Origin of the sequence: Gemmatimonas sp. UBA7669, from assembly GCF_002483225.1 — a bacterium.
Taxonomy (GTDB): Bacteria; Gemmatimonadota; Gemmatimonadetes; order Gemmatimonadales; family Gemmatimonadaceae; genus Gemmatimonas.
In genome coordinates this window covers 1-19,598 of the sequence record NZ_DLHL01000036.1, presented here as the reverse complement: position 1 = coordinate 19,598, position 19,598 = coordinate 1, and the positions used below count along the sequence as shown (strand labels likewise).

The 19,598-nt window shown below is 66.0% G+C and carries 14 protein-coding genes; 6 read left to right on the top strand and 8 right to left on the bottom strand.

Features of this window, described 5'->3' with window-relative positions; translation table 11 throughout:
• Nucleotides 1–112: 112 nt before the first annotated feature.
• A complete protein-coding gene (locus tag B2747_RS10030; protein WP_291159929.1) occupies nucleotides 113–2,107 on the bottom strand; it encodes a gamma-glutamyltransferase family protein in 1,995 nt (664 codons plus the stop codon).
• A 159-nt stretch (nucleotides 2,108–2,266) separates the two neighbouring features.
• Here B2747_RS10030 and B2747_RS10025 point away from each other — a divergent pair, with 159 nt between their 5' ends.
• Nucleotides 2,267–3,451, top strand: a complete 1,185-nt coding sequence (locus B2747_RS10025) for a PQQ-dependent sugar dehydrogenase (protein WP_291159926.1) — start codon at nucleotides 2,267–2,269, stop codon at nucleotides 3,449–3,451.
• 15 nt (nucleotides 3,452–3,466) lie between these two features.
• Here B2747_RS10025 and B2747_RS10020 read toward each other — a convergent pair whose 3' ends face one another.
• From B2747_RS10020 to B2747_RS10010, 3 genes are all read right to left on the bottom strand, one after another.
• A complete protein-coding gene (locus tag B2747_RS10020) occupies nucleotides 3,467–4,585 on the bottom strand; it encodes a serine/threonine-protein kinase (RefSeq protein WP_291159923.1) in 1,119 nt (372 codons plus the stop codon).
• Between the two features lie 134 nt (nucleotides 4,586–4,719).
• A complete protein-coding gene (locus B2747_RS10015) occupies nucleotides 4,720–6,468 on the bottom strand; it encodes an LVIVD repeat-containing protein (RefSeq protein WP_291159921.1) in 1,749 nt (582 codons plus the stop codon).
• A gap of 65 nt (nucleotides 6,469–6,533) precedes the next feature.
• A complete protein-coding gene (locus B2747_RS10010) occupies nucleotides 6,534–7,097 on the bottom strand; it encodes a DUF305 domain-containing protein (protein ID WP_291159918.1) in 564 nt (187 codons plus the stop codon).
• A gap of 263 nt (nucleotides 7,098–7,360) precedes the next feature.
• Between B2747_RS10010 and B2747_RS10005 the strand changes: the two genes are divergently transcribed.
• A complete protein-coding gene (locus B2747_RS10005; RefSeq protein ID WP_291159915.1) occupies nucleotides 7,361–8,314 on the top strand; it encodes a VOC family protein in 954 nt (317 codons plus the stop codon).
• Nucleotides 8,315–8,351: 37 nt separating this feature from the next.
• On the opposite strand, the gene B2747_RS10000 is transcribed toward B2747_RS10005, so the two are convergent.
• Nucleotides 8,352–8,975 carry an ATP-binding protein gene (locus tag B2747_RS10000; protein WP_291159912.1) on the bottom strand — a complete coding sequence of 208 codons (624 nt, stop codon included), beginning with the start codon at nucleotides 8,973–8,975 and terminating at the stop codon, nucleotides 8,352–8,354.
• A gap of 56 nt (nucleotides 8,976–9,031) precedes the next feature.
• Here B2747_RS10000 and B2747_RS09995 point away from each other — a divergent pair, with 56 nt between their 5' ends.
• The 4 genes from B2747_RS09995 (at nucleotide 9,032) to B2747_RS09980 (ending at nucleotide 16,358) form a co-directional block, all read left to right on the top strand.
• The gene (locus B2747_RS09995; RefSeq protein WP_291159909.1) at nucleotides 9,032–10,414 is read left to right on the top strand and encodes an NAD-dependent succinate-semialdehyde dehydrogenase; all 1,383 of its coding nucleotides are present in this window, start codon (nucleotides 9,032–9,034) and stop codon (nucleotides 10,412–10,414) included.
• A gap of 218 nt (nucleotides 10,415–10,632) precedes the next feature.
• Nucleotides 10,633–11,832 (top strand): efflux RND transporter periplasmic adaptor subunit, encoded by a 1,200-nt coding sequence (locus B2747_RS09990; protein ID WP_291159906.1) that lies wholly within the window; start codon nucleotides 10,633–10,635, stop codon nucleotides 11,830–11,832.
• Entirely contained in the window at nucleotides 11,829–15,026 is a 3,198-nt protein-coding gene (locus tag B2747_RS09985; RefSeq protein WP_291159904.1) for an efflux RND transporter permease subunit, read from the top strand. Before B2747_RS09990 ends, B2747_RS09985 begins: the two co-directional genes overlap by 4 nt.
• 150 nt (nucleotides 15,027–15,176) lie before the next feature.
• On the top strand, nucleotides 15,177–16,358 hold the full coding sequence (locus B2747_RS09980) for a TolB family protein (RefSeq protein WP_291159901.1): 1,182 nt from the start codon (nucleotides 15,177–15,179) through the stop codon (nucleotides 16,356–16,358).
• Here B2747_RS09980 and B2747_RS09975 read toward each other — a convergent pair.
• Genes B2747_RS09975 through B2747_RS09965 form a run of 3 tightly spaced genes read right to left on the bottom strand, consistent with a single transcriptional unit; the run spans nucleotide 16,337 to nucleotide 19,511 of the window.
• Entirely contained in the window at nucleotides 16,337–17,095 is a 759-nt protein-coding gene (locus tag B2747_RS09975) for a DUF3108 domain-containing protein (RefSeq protein ID WP_291159898.1), read from the bottom strand. The genes B2747_RS09980 and B2747_RS09975 overlap by 22 nt on opposite strands.
• Nucleotides 17,092–18,066: a sodium:calcium antiporter gene (locus B2747_RS09970; RefSeq protein WP_291159895.1), complete on the bottom strand. Its 975-nt coding sequence runs from the start codon at nucleotides 18,064–18,066 to the stop codon at nucleotides 17,092–17,094. The genes B2747_RS09975 and B2747_RS09970 overlap by 4 nt, the downstream gene beginning before the upstream one ends.
• Entirely contained in the window at nucleotides 18,063–19,511 is a 1,449-nt protein-coding gene (locus tag B2747_RS09965; protein WP_291159892.1) for a chloride channel protein, read from the bottom strand. Before B2747_RS09965 ends, B2747_RS09970 begins: the two co-directional genes overlap by 4 nt.
• Nucleotides 19,512–19,598 lie beyond the last annotated feature (87 nt).

Here is a 19,598-nt window from a genome sequence, read left to right as displayed (position 1 = left end):
AATCCAGTCAGTTCAGTACCCAAAACTGAAAACTTGAACTCAAAGCTCAGAGCTGACCGGACTGTCGGGGAGCTCTGGGCTTTGAGTCCAAGTCATGAGTTCCGGGTATCACTTACCACGCGATGCCATAATCCTCGCCGTGGTTGCTGCTGCCCCCCCACATCGTGCCATGTTTGCGATCAAACCAGATGGCATTGATGGGACCGGAGGTGCGCTCGAGAGGACGGAGCCGGTACCCCATGGCCCGAAGTGCGGCCCGCGTGCTCTCCGGCATCGACGTCGCGATTTCCATGAGGCCAGGCTGCGTCTCGTGTGCGCCGAAGGAGTTGCGCATCTGGTACGAGTTGATGTTCGGCGCTTCCACGGCCTGCTGCACCGTCATGCCGAACTCCACCATGTTGAGGAAGAACTGGAGCAGGTTCTGGTCCTGCGTGTCGCCGCCCTGCACGGCAAACGCCAGGAAGGGTGCGCCGTCCTGGAGCGCCAGCGTGGGCGTGAGCGTCACACGCGGGCGCTTGCCGGGCTCAATGACGTTGTACGGTCCGTCTTCGGGACGCGTGACGAAGCTCTGTCCGCGCTGCGAGAGGCCAAGTCCCGTGCGGCCCGCAATCACCGCCGGCACCCAGCCGCCGCTCGGCGTGATGGACACGACCCAACCGGCCGAGTCGGCGGACACGATGCTGGTGGTGCCGCCATGGAACGCCTCGTAGCGTGCGCTGTCGGTGGCACTGGCCAGGTCCCACGTGGTCGCCGTGTCGGTGCGCACCACACGATCCTGCTGTCCGCTCTGCCGCGCGCTGTCGCGCGGCAGGAAGTTGCGCGGCGACCACTGCGCGAGATACTGCGCAAAGGGATTGCTGCCGCCCTGATACGGATAGGGGTCGCCGGGCTTGATGTCGGGATCGTTGCGCTCGGCGTTGATGAGTGCCGCGCGAGCCTTGGCGTATTCCTTGGACAGCAGACCGCGCATGGGCTCTTCGGGAGCGAACGCCGGGTCGCCGTAGTAAAAGTCGCGATCGGCAAACGCCATGCTCATGGTCTGGTAGAGCGTGTGCACATAGCGCGGCGAATTGTACCCCATGCTCTTGAGGTCCATCGGCTCGAGCATGTTGAGCGCCTGCAGCATGACGGGCCCCTGCTGCCATTGCTGCAGCTTGCACACCGCGATGCCCTTGTAGTCGCTGCACATGGGCTCTTCGATTTTCACGCGCCAGTTGGCCAGATCGGCCATGGTGAAGAGTCCACCTTCGTCGCGCATGCCGCGCACGAGTTCCTGCGCGATATCGCCCTTGTAGAAGCGGTCGTATGCGGCCATGATGGCGGCCTTGCGTGACTTGCCCGCCTTGCGTGCTGCCGCTTCAGTGGCCACGAGCTTGCGAAACGTGGCCGCGAGATCCTTCTGCACAAACACTTCGCCGGGCTCGGGGGCTTCACGCCCGCCGCTGCCCAGATGTGGCAGCATGATGGACGGTGACACCTTCCACTTCTTGATCTCGGCTTTCTGCCGCTCGATGTTGTTGGCGAGCTGGGCCTCGATGGGGAAGCCGTCGGCAAGCCGAATGGCCGGCCCCAGCACATCGGCCAGCGACAGTGTGCCGTACTCGGCCAGCATCACCATGAGTCCACCGGGCGTGCCCGGCGTGATGGCCGCCAGAGGCCCGAACTCCGGCGGATGCGCGTGGCCCTTGCTGCGATAGAACTCGGCTGTGGCGCCGGTCGGCGCAACACCCAGGGCGTTGATGCCAATGACCTTCTTGAGCTTCGGATGGTAGATGAGCGCCTGCGTTTCGCCGCCGCAGTGCAGCGTATCCCACATGGTGCAGGTGGCGGCCAGCATGGCAGCGGCGGCGTCCACGGCGTTGCCACCCTTCTGGAACATCATTGCGCCGGCGGTGGCGCCGAGCGGCTTGCCGGTGATGGCCATCCAGTGACGCCCGTGCAGGGGCGGCTTCTGGGTGGGTGAGCGACGCGGGTCGGCGGCCAGCACCGGGCGCGGGTTGTCGGCCTGTGCCAACGCGCTGGAGGGCGAGAGCAGCAGGGCGGATGCACCGGTCAGCAGCGGCGCCACGAGCACTGTGGCGCGGCGCACCAGACGAGGGAACGACATGGGCGGGCGGGCTGATAGTAAACGGCGGGAGCGCGGTCGGCGTCCACGGAGACACGCGCCATGCGGATAACTTACGGTACCCTCTTCGGAGTTTCGACCATGCGGATGGCAACGGCGTCAACGGTTCGGGGTTCGGTTGTGAGACGGCCTCTGATTCTCGTGTCCCCGCTGCTGCTGGCCTGTGCGGGCGGCAATGGCTCCACGACGCCGGTGGACAGCACCTCACCAGCCGATCCGCCACCGGTAGACAGCACCGTGGGGGGCCAGACGCCGGCCGCTCGCTCACCGACCCCCGGCAATACGCGCGGGGTGGTGCAGGCAGAAACCGTGGTCGGCGGTTTGGTGAATCCCTGGGCCATTGAGTTCTTGCCCGACGGCCGCGCGCTGGTCACTGAGCGTCCCGGTCGTCTGCGGGTGCTGTCCCCCAATGGCACGTTGTCGGCGCCGCTCAGCGGCGTGCCGGCGGTGCACGCCGTGGGGCAGGGCGGCCTGCTTGATGTGGCCATCGATCCGGCCTTCGCGCAGAATCAGCGCATCTACCTGTCCTATGCCGAAGCGGGTGCTGGTGGCAGCGGCACCACGGTGGCGCGTGCGCGACTGACCGAGGCCGGCCTCAGTGAGCTGCAGGTCATCTATCGTCAGGAGCCCAAGCTGAACGGCGGTGGACACTACGGCTCGCGGCTCGTGTTCGCGCGCAACGGGCAGTTGTTCATCACACAGGGCGACCGCATGAACTGGCGCGACTACGCTCAGGATCTCGCGCGCGGGCAGGGCAAGATCATGCGTGTGGCCACCGATGGCAGCGTGCCGGCCGACAACCCGTTTCGCGCGCGCACTGACGCGCGGCCAGAGATCTGGAGCTACGGGCACCGCAACGTGCAGGCGGCTGCGCTCGATCCGGCCACTGGCTTGTTGTGGACGGTGGAGCACGGCGCACGTGGCGGCGACGAACTCAATCAGCCGCAGGCGGGTCGCAACTACGGCTGGCCCGTCATCACGTATGGCGTGGATTACTCCGGCGCGCGTATCGGCGAAGGCAGCAGCAAGCCGGGCATGGAGCAGCCCGTCTACTACTGGGATCCGGTCATCGCCCCATCGGGCATGACGTTCTACACGGCCGACGCCATTCCCGGGTGGAAGGGTTCGGTGCTCATCGGCTCACTTTCTCCCGGTGCCCTGGTGCGCCTCGAACTCAGCAACGGGCGGGTGACACGCGAGGTGCGCTACCTCGGCGAACTCGGGGAACGCATTCGCGACGTAACCGTGGGACCCGATGGCTTCGTGTACGTGGTCACCGACAGCGGCAATGGCCGCGTGCTGCGCATCAAGCCCGTGGTTGGCTGAGTCGCGCGCGTCGCTTCAGCGCAAGAACACCCACCAAACCGCCGCCGCCACGACAGCGACCACTACCAGCAGTGGCACCAGGTAGGTGGTGATGGGTTCTCTCGCTGCGACACCGTCGCCCGACTGGCTCCCGGCCTCAGGGCTTCTGTTGTGCAGGCTTCCGGCGCCAAGGCTCTCGCGGTTTGCCGTTTCGCTGTGTGCGGTGCCGCTGTTTGCTGTTCCGTCGTTTGCTGTTCCGGTTTGCAGCTCGTCAATGACCTTGACGATCACCGACGCCGAGTGCGGCCGCTGCAGCGGATCCTTGTGCAGACAGCGCATGATGACGCTGGTCAGTGCCTCCGGCAGATCCGGCCTGACGTCCCGCAGCGGTGGCGGCGGGTCCTGCACCTGTGCCGCCATGGTCGCGCGCAGTGTCTCACGTTCGAGTGGTGGCGCGCCGGCAAACAGCTCGTACGCGAGGCAGCCGAACGCATACAGGTCGGCCTTGTGATCCACCATCGGCGCACGATTGATCTGCTCGGGCGACATGTACGCCGGCGTGCCGAGCGTCATGCTGACGGTGGTCACACGTTTGCCGCTCTTGAGTGCTCCATCGCTGGCATCATCGAGCGCCTTGGCCACACCAAAGTCGGCAATCATCGCTGCGTCGCCGGAGAAGAGAATGTTTTCCGGCTTGATGTCGCGGTGCACGATGCCACGCGCATGCGCATACATGAGTGCAGACGCCAACTCGCGCAGCAGGCGCATCCCGTCTGCCAGGCCAAAGCGCTCACGGCGATGCAATTGCTCGCGCAGCGTCTGTCCTTCGACATAAGGCATGGAGAACCAGCGCATGGCGCGATCGCCAGCCTCCGCGTTGACCGTGCCGGCCTGCAGCAGCGGCACCAGATGCGGATGCTGCAGGCGCGCAGCAATGAGGATCTCGCGGCGAAAGCGTTCACCGTCCACCCCCACGGTGGCCTCAGGCGCCAGCACTTTCAGCACCACCGGGCGATCCAACGCACGCTCAATGGCCAGAAATACCTTGGCCGAGCCGCCGCCCCCCAGCTCGCGCTGGATGGCGTAGCTCTCTCCGAGCTCCCGTTCGAGACGGGAGCGGAGATCAGACTCGGCGGTCGGAAAAGGCGCGGTCACCCTGAATACATAGCGAAAAAACCGGGCCCATGCGCTCAGGTCTTGAGCAACATGGGCCCGATTTGGACCAACGACTGTGACTCAGGTCACGCCAGGCGGTGCGGGACAGTCAGCCGCGGGTCGTCCCGGCCGATTCAGCGTGCCATCTGTCGCAGCACGTCCTGCAGCAGGCGCACCTTGGCCGGGTCACCTGACCGGCTGGCCTCGCCGGCCAACTGCGACACGAGCAGCGACAGCGCCTGCTTGCGCGCGCCACCGCTGGCCTTCTCGGCCGCATCGAGCGTCTTGTTGATGCTGGCAATGCGGGAATCGGGCAGCGCATTGGCGCGATCAAGCTGATCGACATAGGCGCGCGCCACGGGGAACGCGGCCGGCCAGGTGATGCGCGTCTGCATCTGCGGATTGAGCTCGTCCACCTGCACCAACTTGGCTGCTTCGATTTCGTTCTTCGTCAGGAACTCGCTCGGCTGCAGCTCGAAGATGTCGAGGCCGCGGCCGATCTCTGACGCGACGATGTGGCCGTTGTACCAGTAGGTGCTCCAGAAACCGGCCAGCGTGAGCGTCGGCGCGATGGGGCCGCGATCGAAATACGCGATTTCGACCGGCTTGCTCGGGTCGCTGAAATCGAACACCGAGAGGCCGCCCTGATACCAGGCCTGCGCCATGATATCGCGGCCCGGCACCGGAATGAGCGAGCCGTTGTGCGCCACGCAGTTCTCACTGGCTTCCTGCGCGGCCGGCAGCTTGTAGTAGCCCACCTGCTGCAGCTTGCGGCCCTCGCCGAGCTTGAAGAGCGCGTTGGCCCCCCAGGTGGGCTTGTCCGTGACGCGGCAGCGCGGCGCCGTGCCACCACCCCACTCGTCGGTGAACAGCACGGTCGTGCCCGCGTTGTTGAACGTGGCCGAGTGCCAGTAGGCGAAGTTGGGATCGATGACTTCGTCGATGCGCTTGGGATTGGCGGGATCCTTGATGTCCAGCAGGATGCCGTTGCCCGAGCAGGCGCCGGCCGCGAGACCGATGGCCGGATACACCGTGATGTCGTGGCACTGATCGGTGATGGCCGTGTTCTGCGTGCCCTCACCGTGCGTACCGCCCTTCCAGAGGCCCGCCGCGTTGCCGGCAGCGTCAGCGAATACTCGCGGCATGCTCACCACTTCCGCGTTCTGCGGCGCAGCGAGTGGCACCTTGATGACCTCAATGCGGAAGAGCGACGTGCCCGCATCGTTGGGCTGCGCGTTGCAGCCGGCCAATTCATTGGGCGAACGCACCGGGCCGGTGCCCTGCACGTACACATACACGTTGGCCTTGTCGTTGGGATCCACGAGCAGCGTGTGTGTATGCGAGCCGCGGCAGGTCTGCACAGCGGCCACCTGCTTCGGATTGTCGATGTCGCTGATGTCGAAGATGCGCACGCCACGGAAGCGCTCCGCGCTCACCGTGTCGCTCACGCCCTGCGTGCCGCAGTCCACGCGACCCACGAGATCTTCGACCGACATGAAGAGCAGATTGCCGTGGACGGACAGGTCGCCCTGTCCACCCTGACAGACGAAGGCCTTGCGCAGACGCGGCGCCTTGGGGTTGCTGATGTCCCAGGCCTGCCAGCCGTGCCACCCACCCTGGAACACGAGATTCTTCTGGAAGGCCAGGTCGGAGTTGGCGAAACCGAAGTCACCCAGGTTGTTGGGATTGAACCAGCCATCCTGCTTGGGGGTGTGCGACACCAGCGTGAGATGGCGAATGGCTTCACCGGCATCCTGGAAGCCGACCTTGAGGCCGACGCGCGGGTCCTGCGCCTCTGCGGGCGTGGCGAACAGGGCCAGTGAAGACGCGGCCAGCGAGGTCGCGGCGAGCAGCGCGCGATGACGAACGGTCGAACGAATCATGCGTGTCGTGTCGTGAAGTGATCAGGAAAGAACCTGCATCGAGCCCGCCGGCCCGACGGGGAACATCAGGGAGTGCCGGACGGCAGCCGATCGAGCAGCGCGCGCATGCGACGGATTTCGGCGCGCTGATCGGTGTCCACGTCGGAGGCAAACTGAAACACCTGCGGGTCGCGCGCACCACCCTGCGTGGCCAGCAGATCGGCCACCATGCGCAAAGCGCCATCGTGATGCTGAATCATGTAGCGCAGGAACAGCCGCTCAAACGGCGCACCAGTGGCCGCCGTGAGCGAATCCATTTGCGCCGCCGACAACATGCCCGGCATGTCATGTGCACTGTGGCCGGGCGCGCGGTGTGCGGCATGTGCGGCGTCCGATACCTGCGGTACAGTCTGCTTTCGCTCGCGCAACCAGGACTGCATGATGGCGATCTCGTCCTGCTGCGACACGACAATGCGTTCCGCCAGCGCCAGCAGCTCCGGTCGCTCTGAGCGCGCAGGCACGAGCGCGCTCATGGTCAGCGCCTGGGCATGATGGGCGATCATGCCTTGCATGAAGGCCACGTCGGGCTTGGCGGAGGCGGGGGGTTGGAGCGGGAGGACGAGGAGCGCGAGGAAGCGGAGCAGGGACATGGGTGAAAGGTGATGGTGTGGGTTTGGCTGTGGTACCCGTACGGCGGGGAGGGGTTCGGGTTCGCCATCCACCGCCGTGGGCTTTGCGCTGTGAGCTCTGGGTGAGAGTGGTGCCGACGCTGCACCTCGCGATCCATCGGATCACGCGATGTACACGCCAATCCACTCAAACCCACCACCTATCGCCCACGGCTCAGAACAGTGGACGGAGCGCTGCAGTTAAAGAGCTTGCCAACTATCGGTTAAACAACTAACATTCTCATATGTCCGTCACCACCGCCGACATCTTCGGCTCGAACCGCGCCCCGCAGCCCGCTGTCCCCGGCAGCTATGGCGAAGCGCCAGCGGTCACTCCGCTCCCCGACGCGCTGCGTCTCGGGCCCGTGCGTCTGCTCGTCTCCGACCTCGCCCGTTCCCAGGCCTGGTACGAGCAAGTGCTCGGTCTCGTTCCGCTCCAGCCCCCGGCTCCCGGCCAGCCACTGTCCCTCGGCGCTGCCGGTGACCTTGAGCCGCTGGTGGTACTCGACACCGCACCCGGCATCACGCCCATTCGCCCCGGCTCCCGCCTCGGCCTCTATCACTTCGCCATTCTGCTCCCCGATCGCGCGTCACTGGGCCGCTTTGTCCGGCACTTGTCCGCGATCGGTGCACGGGCAGGCGCGAGCGATCATCTCGTGTCCGAGGCGCTCTACCTCACCGATCCGGATGGACTTGGCATCGAGGTGTACGTCGATCGGCCGCGTGAGCAATGGCAGCGACTGGGACGTGAGTTGATGATGGCGACCGATCCCATCGACATGCCGTCCGTGTTGGCTTCGGCCGGCAACACCGCGTGGCAGGGCATGCCGCGCGGCACGCGCATGGGCCACTTGCATCTACATGTGGGTGATCTGGGCAAGGCACGCGCCTTCTACGCCGATGCCATGGGTTTCACACGCATGGTGTGGCGCTATCCCGGCGCGCTGTTTCTCGGGGCCGGTGGTTACCACCACCATCTTGGAGTGAACACCTGGGCGGCTGGCGCCGGGTCACCTGGTCCGCTCGACGCGCGATTGGCCGAGTGGCAGGTGGTGCTGCCAACCGCGGCTGATGTGCAGCGCGTACTGTCGCAGGTGCAGGACGCGGGCTTTAGGGCAGACGCTACGGAACAGGTGATCACCGACCCGTGGGGCCGCACCCTGCGTCTGCTCGCAGAGTCGGCTGCGCCGTCGGCATAAGCCGTCGGCATGAGTCGTCGCCGAACGGGTCCTGCTGTTACGCGAGCGACTCGCGCGACGCGAACAAATCGATCTGCGGTGGCTGTGTGGGCAGTCCAAGCTGCAGGAGCGCCTGTGTCGTCCAGCCATCGCGGTCGCCGGGATCGAGATGATGCACCGGGACCGCAAAATCACGCACGAGGTCGTCAATGATCTCGTCGATCTCCTGCTGAAACGCCGGACTTACCGCGCGCTTGCCGTCAAAGCGTGGGGCCTGCAGCACCGGCACCTTGAAAAGCGCGTGGTAGCCGCACACCCACTCGCGCACCAGCGGCTCGAGCTCCTCGCGCCGTCCCAGTCGCGCCACCAGGTACGCGTAGTTGTCGAGCACCGAGCGATCGCACACCACCACCTCGTACTGCGCAGCGGCCGCCAGTTCTTCGGCAATCTGCGTGTGCAGAATCCAGGCCTGTGCGTCGTAGGTGGTGTCTTCGTTGATGGGCAGTGGGCAGCGACGCGCCACTTCCTTCACGAGATCCACGCCAAGGTCGAGCCGCTTGAGTTGCGCGGCGAGATCGAAACACAGTGTGGTCTTGCCCACACCATGTGTGCCGACAAAGGCCACCTTGAGCCGACGACGTCCGAAGACGTCGAGGGGCAGGACGAGAGACGCGGCGTTCATGCTGCTCACACGCTAACATGTCAGCGTACGCCTTCCCACCCCTTGCATTCCCGAGCATGGCCAGCCTGACGTTTCCCGTGCACGATCCTGCCACCGGTGCCCTGGTGGACATGGTGACCGATCACACGCCCGACGATGCACGGGCGGCCATTGTGCGGGCGCACGGGGCCTGGAGCGAGTGGCGTGAACGTCCGGCGGCCGATCGGGCGCGGCTGCTGCGTCGCTGGCATGACGCGCTGCTCGACCACAAGAGGCCGCTCGCCGATCTGATGACGCGGGAGGCCGGAAAGGTCCACGCGGAAAGTCTCGGCGAAGTGGACTATGCCGCGTCGTTCGTGGAGTGGTTCGCCGAGGAGGCCAGGCGCAGCTACGGCGAGATCATTCCGTCGCCATCGCGCGATCGGCGCTTGCTGGTGCTGCGGCAGTCGATTGGTGTGGTGGCGGCGATTACGCCCTGGAACTTCCCGCTGGCCATGATCACGCGCAAAGTGGCGCCTGCACTCGCCGCAGGTTGTCCGGTCATCATCAAGCCGGCCACGGAAACGCCGCTCACGGCGCTCTACGCCGAGCGATTGGCGCACGAGGCGGGCATCCCGGCAGCGGTGTACTGCACGCTGCCCACGTCACACAACGCAGAAATGGGCGCGGTGTTCTTCGAGGATGCGCGGGTGCGCAAAGTGTCGTTCACCGGGTCCACTGCGGTGGGCAAGCAGCTGGTGGCGCAGAGTGCGCAGCACCTCACCAAGCTTTCACTCGAGCTGGGCGGCAACGCACCCGTGCTGGTGTTTGACGACGCCGACATCGAGCGCGCCGTACGTGGTACGATGGCGGCCAAGTTCCGCCACAATGGCCAGACCTGCGTGTGTGTCAATCGTGTGTTTGTGCAGGCGGGTGTGCACGATCGCTTTGTGGCGCAGCTTGCGCAGGCGGTGCAGGCGCTGCGCAGCGGACCACCCCGTGACACGTCGGTGCAGGTGGGGCCGCTCATCTCCGAGCGAGCCACCGACAAGGTGTATCAGCTCGTGCACGACGCGGTGGAGGCCGGTGCGCAACTGCTGTGTGGCGGACAGGTGCACGATGGGCGCTGGTTCGAGCCCACGGTTCTTGCCGACGTGCGTGCGGACATGCGCATCAGTCAGGAAGAGATTTTCGGACCGGTGGCGGCCGTGCAGCGTTTTGAAACAGAGGCGGACGTCCTCGCACGCGCGAACGATACGCCGTATGGACTGGCGGCCTACGTGTACAGCGAAAATGCGGCGCGCTGCTGGCGCGTGGCTGAAGCACTCGAGTACGGCATGGTGGGTGTCAACGAAAGTCTCATTGGCACCACGGTGGCCCCGTTTGGTGGGGTCAAGCAGTCGGGAATGGGGCGAGAGGGATCAAAGCAAGGTTTGGAAGCGTTTCAGGAGATCAAGTACGTCTGCTACGGCGGTCTGTAGCCCGGGACAGGCGCCATTTGGCGGGGACACGGCGTTAACATCGGCCCGTGTCGGGGCGTATACAGGGTATTGGCCGGTTCCGGCCAGTCTCTCCGCGCAGCGCTGCTGCGCCGTGCTTCCGGAGTTCGCTTCCGCGGGCGCAGCCATGGGGCAGCGGTCCCGGCCGCCCACTGATTCTCGACTCGATTCCGCGGTTCCTGATGCGTAGATCTGCTTTCGTGCCCGTTCATTGTGGGTCGCTTGCGCTGCTGGCGCTCACACTCGCGTCTGCCACTGCCTGTTCAAAGGACAATCCACCATCGGGTGGTCCCGGCGCGGGAGCGGCGAGCAATGGCGCGCGCGGGGGGCCTGGCGGCGGCGGTCCCGGCGGCGGGCGCGGACGCGGTGCACGCGTGGAGCCCGTACAGGTGGAGGTGGTGAGCCGCGCTGACGTGGCGCGTGACGTGGCCACGACGGGCCTGGTCGAACCGCTGCGCACGATTGGCGTCGTCAGTCAGTTGGCGGGCGTGCTCGAGTCCGTGGCGGTGGAAGAGGGCGATCGTGTGCGGGCCGGCCAGGTGCTGGCGCGGCTCGCGGTGCCCGAGGTCGACGCCCAACTGGCAAGCGCCGAAGTCGCCCTCAAGGTGGCGGAGTCGGCGGCAGCGCGTTCGACCACGCTGCGAGCGGCGGGCGTCATCACCGTAACCGAAGACGAAGCCGCACAGGCCGCCCTCGCGTCGGCACGCTCGACCCGCGATCAGTTGCGCGTGCGTCGGGGATTTGCCACCGTCACGGCGCCTGCCGATGGCGTCGTGCTCGAGCGTCGCGTCGAACCGGGTGATGTGGCGTCGCCGCAGCTGCGTCTGTTCTCCGTGGCGGATCTCTCCACGCTTGTGGTGCGCGTGCCCGTATCCGAGCTGCTGATTGCCTCGTTGCGCGAAGGCGGCAAGGTGGCCGTGCGTCTCGATGCCCTGCCGGGCCGCGAGATCACCGGCTCCATTCGTCGCATCTTCCCGAGTGCCGACAGCACCACGCGTCTGGTTCCGGTGGAAGTGGCCATCAACGGGGCAGCCGCCCGCGACGTGAAGCCCGGCTATCTCGCGCGCGCGGTGTTCACACTTTCGCCGCGCACTGATCTGCTCATGGTGCCCATCACTGCCGTGCTGGAGAATCCGCGTGGCGCGGTGGTGTATGTCGTGCAGGGCGGCAAGGCCGTGCGGCGCGACGTGCAACGCGGCTCCACCTTCGAGGGCCGCGTGGAAATCACGGAAGGCCTCAAGGTGGGCGACTCCGTCGTGGTGGCTGGTGCCACGTTCCTCCGTGATGGCGGCGAAGTGCGTGTCGTGTCACCCAATGCGCCCGATGCGCCGGTGGAAACCCGTCCGCGGGACTCACTGTCGACCGTGGGCCAGCGTCCGGCCGTGGGCAACGTGCCATGAGCGCACCACGCCATCGCGGGATTGCCAGCTGGTCCATCCGCCGACCCATCGGTACGGTCACGCTGACCAGCGTGATCCTCGTGCTGGGTTGGCTGTTTGTGTCGAGACTGCCGCTCGATCTGCTGCCACGCATTGTGTATCCGCAGATCCGCGTGGGCGTGAGCAACCCCGGTGTCGAGCCGAGCGTGATGGAAGAGACCATCGCCAAACCGCTCGAGGCGGCGCTCGCCACCACGGAGAATCTCACGCTCATTCAAACGAGCATTCAGGAAGGCAGCGTGGGTGTCGAGCTGCACTTTTCGTACGGCACCGATATCGACATTGCGCTGCAGAACGCGGCCACCAATCTCAATCGGGCACGCTCACAGCTGCCCATCGAGGCGTCAGCGCCGACCATCGGCAAGTCCGATCCGACACAAGCGCCCATCTACGAGGTGGCGTTTTCGTCGCCCACACGCGACCTGACCGACCTCCGCACCTGGATCGAGGATCGCCTGCGTCCGCAGCTGCTCACGGTGCAGGGCGTGGCGTCGCTCGACATCAGTGGGGGGCTCGTCCGCGAGGTGCAGGTCACGCTCGATCAGGAACGATTGCAGGCCTACGGCCTCAGCGTCTCGCAGGTCATCAACTCCCTGCGTACGCAGAATCAGGACGTGGCCGCCGGTCGCATTTCCGGTCTTGATCAGGAAGTGGTGGGCAAGACCTCGGGGCGCTTCCGCACGGTTGGAGACATTCGTGGTGTACTGCTGCCTGTGGGTGGTGGCCGTCAGATTCCGCTCACCGACGTGGCCACGGTCGAAGACACGCATCAGGAGCAGCGTCTCTGGGCGCGCCTCAATGGCGTGCCGGCCATCAAGGTCTCCATTCGCAAGCAACCCGATGGCAACACGGTCGAAGCCGCCGATCAGGTGGATGCCCGTCTGCGTGAACTGGCGCGCAATCGCTTCATTCCGGAGGACATTCAGTACGAAGTCATCCAGAATCAGGCCGGATTCATTCGCAACTCGGTCAACAGTGTGCGCGACTCCGCCATTCTTGGCGCGGGCCTCGCCATGCTGGTGGTGCTGCTGTTTCTGCAATCGCTGCGCAAGACGCTGGTGATCGGTCTGTCCATTCCCATAGCGGTGCTGGCGACGCTGGTGCTCATGGGGATGGCCGACCTCACCCTCAACATCATGTCGCTGGGCGGACTCGCCCTCGGTGTGGGCATGCTGGTGGACAATGCCATCGTCATGCTCGAGAACATCTTCCGCAAGAAAGACGAGGAAGGTGTGACCGATCCGGTGGAAGCGGCGCACATCGGCGCCCAGGAAGTCACCAGTGCCGTGGTGGCCTCCACCACCACCAACCTTGCGGCGGTGGTGCCCTTCCTGCTCGTGAGTGGACTCTCTGCGCTCATCTTCCGTGAGCTCATTCTCACGATTTCGTTTGCCATTGCGGCCTCGTTGGCTGCGGCGCTCACCCTCGTGCCCATGTTGGCCGCGCAGTTGTCGAAAGTCCGCTTCAAGAGCGGCCTCGATACCTGGCGGCCCTTCGTGGCCTTCGACGCTCTCATGGCACGCGTTCGCCAGGGATATCGGCGGGTGACTCAGAAGCTGCTGCCTTGGCGCTGGGTGGTCCTTGGCACTGCCATGGGCGCGCTGGTTGGCGCGGCCTGGCTGGTGCGTGATCAGGGCAGCGAGTTCCTGCCGCAGGTGGACGACGGCGGGGTGGGGGCGTTCATTCGCCTGCCGCCCGGCGCCACGCCGCAGCAAACCAACGACGTCACGCTGGCGGTCGAGCGTATCGTGGGCACGATGCCGCATGTGCAGAGCGTGTTCAGCACCGCCGGCGGTTTTCTGTTTGGCAACGCCACATCCAACCGCGCGGGGCGCGGGTCCATGGACATCCGTCTCGTGCCGCCGAGCGAGCGCGACATGTCGGCCGACGTCTGGGTGCGGCAGTTGCAGGATTCCATCAACAACGCCGGATTTGCCGGTGCACGTGTCGGGGTGCGGCCGCCGCGCATTCGTGGTCTGCGCACCTCGTCCACGGGCTCCGACCTCAGCGTGGCCATTCAGGGCGACAATCTCGACGAGTTGCAGCGCCTGAGCCGCGAGGTCGCGCAGCGCGTGCGTGGTGTGCCGGGCCTCGAAAACATGGAAGCCTCGAGCGAAGAGGCCAGCCCCACCCTGTCCATCCGCCTCGATCGCGAACGCGCGGCCGACCTTGGTCTCGACGTCGCGACGGTGGGACAGACCATTCGCACCGCACTCGACGGCACGGTCGCCACGCGCTATGCCGTGGGCAATCGCGAAATCGATGTCCGCGTCATGCTGCCGCGCGGACGCTTTGCGAGCCCCGAAGACATCGGCACCGTGGCGCTCTTCCCGCCACAGCGCGCGGGCAACGCGCCGGTCATGCTGCGTGACGTGGCCGATGTGCGCACCGAACTCGGGCCCACCGACATCAATCGCGAGAACCAGATCCGTCGACTGCGCATCAGTGGTGACGTGATCACCACCGTGGCTTCGCCGGGTGTAGTGGCCGACTCGGTGCGGGCACGACTGGCCGATCTCGAGATTCCGGACGGCTATGCCGTGCTCGTGGGTGGCGAAGAAGAGGCCATCGAGGAGAACAATCGCCAGCTCCTTCTAGTGGTGGCGCTGGCCGTGTTTCTCGTGTTCGTGGTGCTCGCCACGCAATACGAGAGCATGCTCAATCCTTTTGTCATCCTGCTGGCCATCCCGCTTTCGCTCATCGGGGTGGGTGTGGCACTCTGGGCCACCGGCGCGCCGCTCTCGGCGCCCGTCATGCTGGGTGTCATCCTGCTTGCGGGCATTGTGGTCAACAACGCCATTCTGCTCGTGGAATACATCGAGGAGTATCGGGCGCTGGGCACCCCCATGGAGCAGGCGGTGGTGGACGCGGGCGCGGTGCGACTGCGTCCCATTCTCATGACCACCATGACCACGCTGCTTGGCATGCTGCCGCTGGCGCTTGGCATCGGCGAAGGCTCGGAGCTCATGCAGCCGCTCGCCATCACCGTCATCGGTGGCCTGTCGGTGTCCACGTTGCTGACCCTCTTCGTGGTGCCCTGCGCCTACCTCATCGTGCATGGCATCGGTGACCGGCTCAAGCTCTTCCTCACGGGACGGCAGCCGGTGGCAGGCGGGGCCGTGGGCATGGCCCCCGAGTTCGAAGCCGGAGACTGACCATGCGGACGCCCCGGGGCCGGAGCGCGTAGCCCGGCCCGGGGCAGGCCCCTGATGTGACGGGGGTGGGACGAACCGGGTAGAGCCGAATACTCAGGTATTCACCCTGCTCTCATAGATCCGGACGGTCCGATGTTTCCGAAGTCTCCCGTGCCTGCCGCCCGCGCCCTTGGCCGCAGCCGCTGGGCACTGCTGCTGGTGTCGGCTCCGCTGTTTTTCGTGGCCTGCGCCGACAACGCCACGCTTGCCGGCCCCAATGAGCCGGCTCAGGCGCCCCCGGTCGATTCGGTGCCCCCGCGCGATTCCACCCCGCCGCGGGATTCGGTACCGCCGCGTGACTCCACGCCACCGCGGCCTGCCAGCCCCTACGTCCTGCTGTTCGATCGTCACGAGTCGGACATGAGTCCGATCCTCCGGCCGCGCCTCATGCGCACGGCGTTTGTGGTTGGCGATTCCGCGTCGCCGGCCAGTCTGATCGACAGCGCGGTTCAGCCGGTGCTCGACCTCGCCGGTGCCTATGACGCCAGCCTTGCGCCCAACGGGCGGGACCTGCTGATGACCTGCACCACCGGCCACGGCACGACGCTGTGTGCGGCGACGCTGGATAGCCTGGGCGTCGCGGGCCGTCTGCGGGTTCAGGCGGGCATCCGCATGGATAGTCTGCTCGCGGATCAGGCGGCCATCAGTCCGGATGGACAGCGGGTCGCGTTTCGCGGCTGGATGCCGGGCGGGCCGGTGGGCTTGTTCAATCCCGGCGACATCTACGTCATGAATCTTGACGGGACGGGTCTCGTGCGCCTGACGAACGCGGTGCGCGGCCAGTCCTCATACGAAGGCCCGACCTGGTCGCCGCAGCCCATCAACGGCACCTACCGCATTGCCTTTGCCCACGAACAGCGCAGTGCCGACGGCTATATGGTGGCGCGGCTCGAATCCATGCGGGACGATGGCGGCGACGTGCAGGCCCTGACACTTGATGCCGAGGCCTCGGATCGGGCTCCGGCCTGGTCGCCTGATGGGCGCACGGTGGCGTTTGTGCGCCGCAGCAGCTCCCTCGTGGGTGACCTCTGGACCGTGCGGCTTGATGCCAACGCCCGGCCGGTGACGGAGCAGGCCCTCATGACGCTCGATCCCGATGGTGAACAGCGGGCTCCGGCCTGGTCACCCGATGGCGCACGCCTTGCCTTCGTGTCGGCGCACGAAATCCTCGGCAATTTCTACAACTGGCAGGTCTACAGTGTGACGGCCGACGGACGCGACCTGCGTCGTCACACGTCAACGGCACACGAACACGCCAATCCGCTCTGGCGTCAACGCGCTTCGTTGCCGTAATCCACCGACTTGAGTGACAGCGTCAGACGGAACTTTGCGAACTTCGTGCGCACCTGCACGGGGATGCGCGCCGCATCATCGCTGAACCAGACCTGGGCCTCTCCTCCTTCCGAGAAGAGGCCCTTGGCGCGAATGGTGGGTCGCACCACCACCGTGGGAAACGTGCCGGCATCCACCTTGATGGTGTCGAGGCGCAAACCGGTGAGAATCACGGGATTGCGATCGGGACGGAAGTAGCGATCGTCGCGCTTGGTGACACCGGGTCGCAGCGCTTCCACCCGCACGGCGTAGATGAACGACGCGTCGTCGAGGGGCCGCGAGACACTGGTCTGCATGGGCTCGTCGTTGCGTTGGTACTGCGCGCGCTCCGGGAAAATCTCGTACACCGTGTGCCGCTTGTAGCGTCCCTCGCTGATCTGCTGCACATGGCGCAGCGAGGCGAGGGTGGCCACGTCGATCCAGCTTTCGTAGCGGTCGTGCACCCGGAAGAACGGGATGCCCCCATCGATGCTGAACACGAGATGATAGGCGGCGCGGCCCCGCACCGTGTCAATGCCGGCCACTTCCATGCGCGCACTGCCGGCGGGAATGCCACCAAAACTCGCCTTGTAGGTCAGTACCTCGCCCACACGGAACGGCACGGGGGCCGGTGCTGGCGGAGCCTCGCCAGCGGGTTGGGCAAAAGTCGGTGAAGTCCACGCGGCAGCAAGAACCAGCAGGGTACACCACCGCCTCACGCGAGACCGCCCATCTTGACCATGAACAGCAAGAAAAGAATGAGGAACAGCATGCCTTCCCAGCGCGAAATGCGCTTGTCCTGAGTGAGCAGATAAAACAGCAGCGCCGAGGCGCCGACGAAGGGCAGCGCGAAGTAGCGCAGCGCGTCGGTAACCACGACACCGTCGCTGCCGCTCGCCAGCCCCGCCGCGCCAGCCACCGCCAAGGCATTGAACACGCAGGAGCCCAGCACGTTCCCCACCGCCATCGACGCCTGACCAGCACGCGCTGCCGACACACTGACCACGAGTTCGGGCAGCGAGGTGCCGATGGACAGAATGGTGACCGAGGCCACAGCGGCCGAGATCCCCAGCGCGAGCGACACATCCTGCAGCGCGCGCACCGTCATGTCACCGCCCACGTAAATGAGCACACCCGCCACCACCAGAATGCCGGCGTCGCGCGCGAGCGATGCGCGTCGCTGCTTGACCTCGGACATGGCATCGGCGTGCTCGGCTTCCGCCGACGGGGTGCGCCCCTCGACCACCAGATAGGTCATGTAGAGCGCGTAGGCCAGCAGCAGCAGGCCGCCCTCAATGGCTACAATGCGCCCATCAGCCATGGTGGTCGCGACGGCCAGCATCGCGCCCATGAGGAAGTGCAGGTCGATGAAGAGATACTCCTCGCCCAGCACGATGCGGCCACCCGTGGCCAGCGCGCTCACGAGCCCCATGTTGAGCAGCAGATTGGCCGCGTTGGCCCCGAGCACGTTACCGGGCACAATCTCTGAGGCGCCCTCGCGCACACTGAGCAGCGAGGCGACGAGCTCCGGCAGCGATGTGCCGATGGCAATGATGAACACGCCCACCACGAACGGGGACATGCCGAACGCGAGCCCAACGCGCTGTGCGGCGTTGGTGAAGAAACGGGCAGCGGCCAGCAGCAACGCCAGCGCGAGTGCGAACTGCACAAGGGAGGACCAGACACTCATGACGACGTCGGTGGAGGCGGTGTGGGAGCAGGAGCGGCGTGCGACGGCAGCGCCACCCCACGACGCCGGAGCCAACCGCTGTACAGATCATCCCGTTCGAAGCGCCGGGCCAGCAACTGACAGATCACCACCGAGACCATGAGCGGCGGGACAATCGCGTAGTCGCCCGTGATCTCGAATACCAGCAGGATGGCCGTAAGCGGCGCGCCGGTGGTGGCGGCCACCACGGCACCCATGCCAACGAGCGCATAGGCCTCCACGGCAATGGGCAGCGAGGGGATGAAGGTGCGGATGAGTACACCCATGGCCGCACCAACGGCGCCCCCCACAAAGAGTGATGGTGTGAACAGGCCGCCGGAGCCACCGCCCTGCAGCGTCACGCTGGTTGCAAGAATCTTGCCCACAGCCAGCAGCAGGAGCGCCCACCAGGCGGTGTGCGTGAAGCTTTCGAGCGGAATGGACAGGTGGCCGGTCCCCACGAGTTGACCACGAGACGCCACCACCATCCCACCAACGAGCAGCCCAGCCGCAATGGGCTGCAATACCTCAGCGCGCGGGTGCCGCTCGCGCCAGGCTGCCGCGCGCGCGCCAATGGCAAAGTGCCAGCGCACAAAGAGCACCGAGACCACCGCGCACAGGACACCCAGCAAGGGGAAGAACAGTGCCACCTCGATGGTGTTCTGATAGCTGTAGTCCTCCGGCACGAGAAACGCCGGATGGTTGCCGAACACGGAACGCGACAGAATGGCGCCCGCCACGCTGGCCACAACCACCGGTGCAAAGTGGGCCGCGTGGAAGGAACCCAGAATCTCTTCGAGCGCAAAGAAGGCACCGGCCAACGGCGCATTGAATGCGGCCGAGATGCCGGCGGCCGCACCCGCGCCCACGAACACGCGTGTGCGGTCGGCGGGGAACTGAAACAGGCGGCTGATGAGCGAACCCAGCGTGGCGCCAAGTACCGCAACGGGGCCCTCACTGCCAGCGGAGCCTCCGCCGCCGATGGTCATGGCGCTGGCCAGCGTGCGTCCGGCGGCACGACGGGAGTGAATACGGCCGCGTCGACGCAAGACGGCGAGCTGTACATCGGGCACCGTCATACCGTCCTGTCCACGACCCAGGCGACGCCAGGTCCACCAGGCCGCGGTGAGTGCCAGCGCCGTCGTGAGTGGTCGATACAGCAGGCGCGGCAGCTGTGGGAGTACCTGCTCTGGCCAGCGGAAAAAGACCGCGTAGCTGAGGTCGATGAACCAGTAGAAGAGCACCACGCCGGCGCCTGCCGCGACACCGATTACGGCACCGAATAGCAGGAGCACTGCGTGGTCATCGAGGCCGAGGCGGTCGAGCACGGCGAGCACACGATCCCACACCGTACGCGAACTGCGCAGAACCTGACGTGTGGCGCCGCGCGAGAGCCGACGCACCTCGGAACTGGTACGCTGAGGCATTTCGCAAGCTAACGCGTGGACCGGAGGCACGGTGACGGGACGAGCAGTGAAACCCGATGTGCGTTTAGCAGGGTGCTGAAAAAGTCG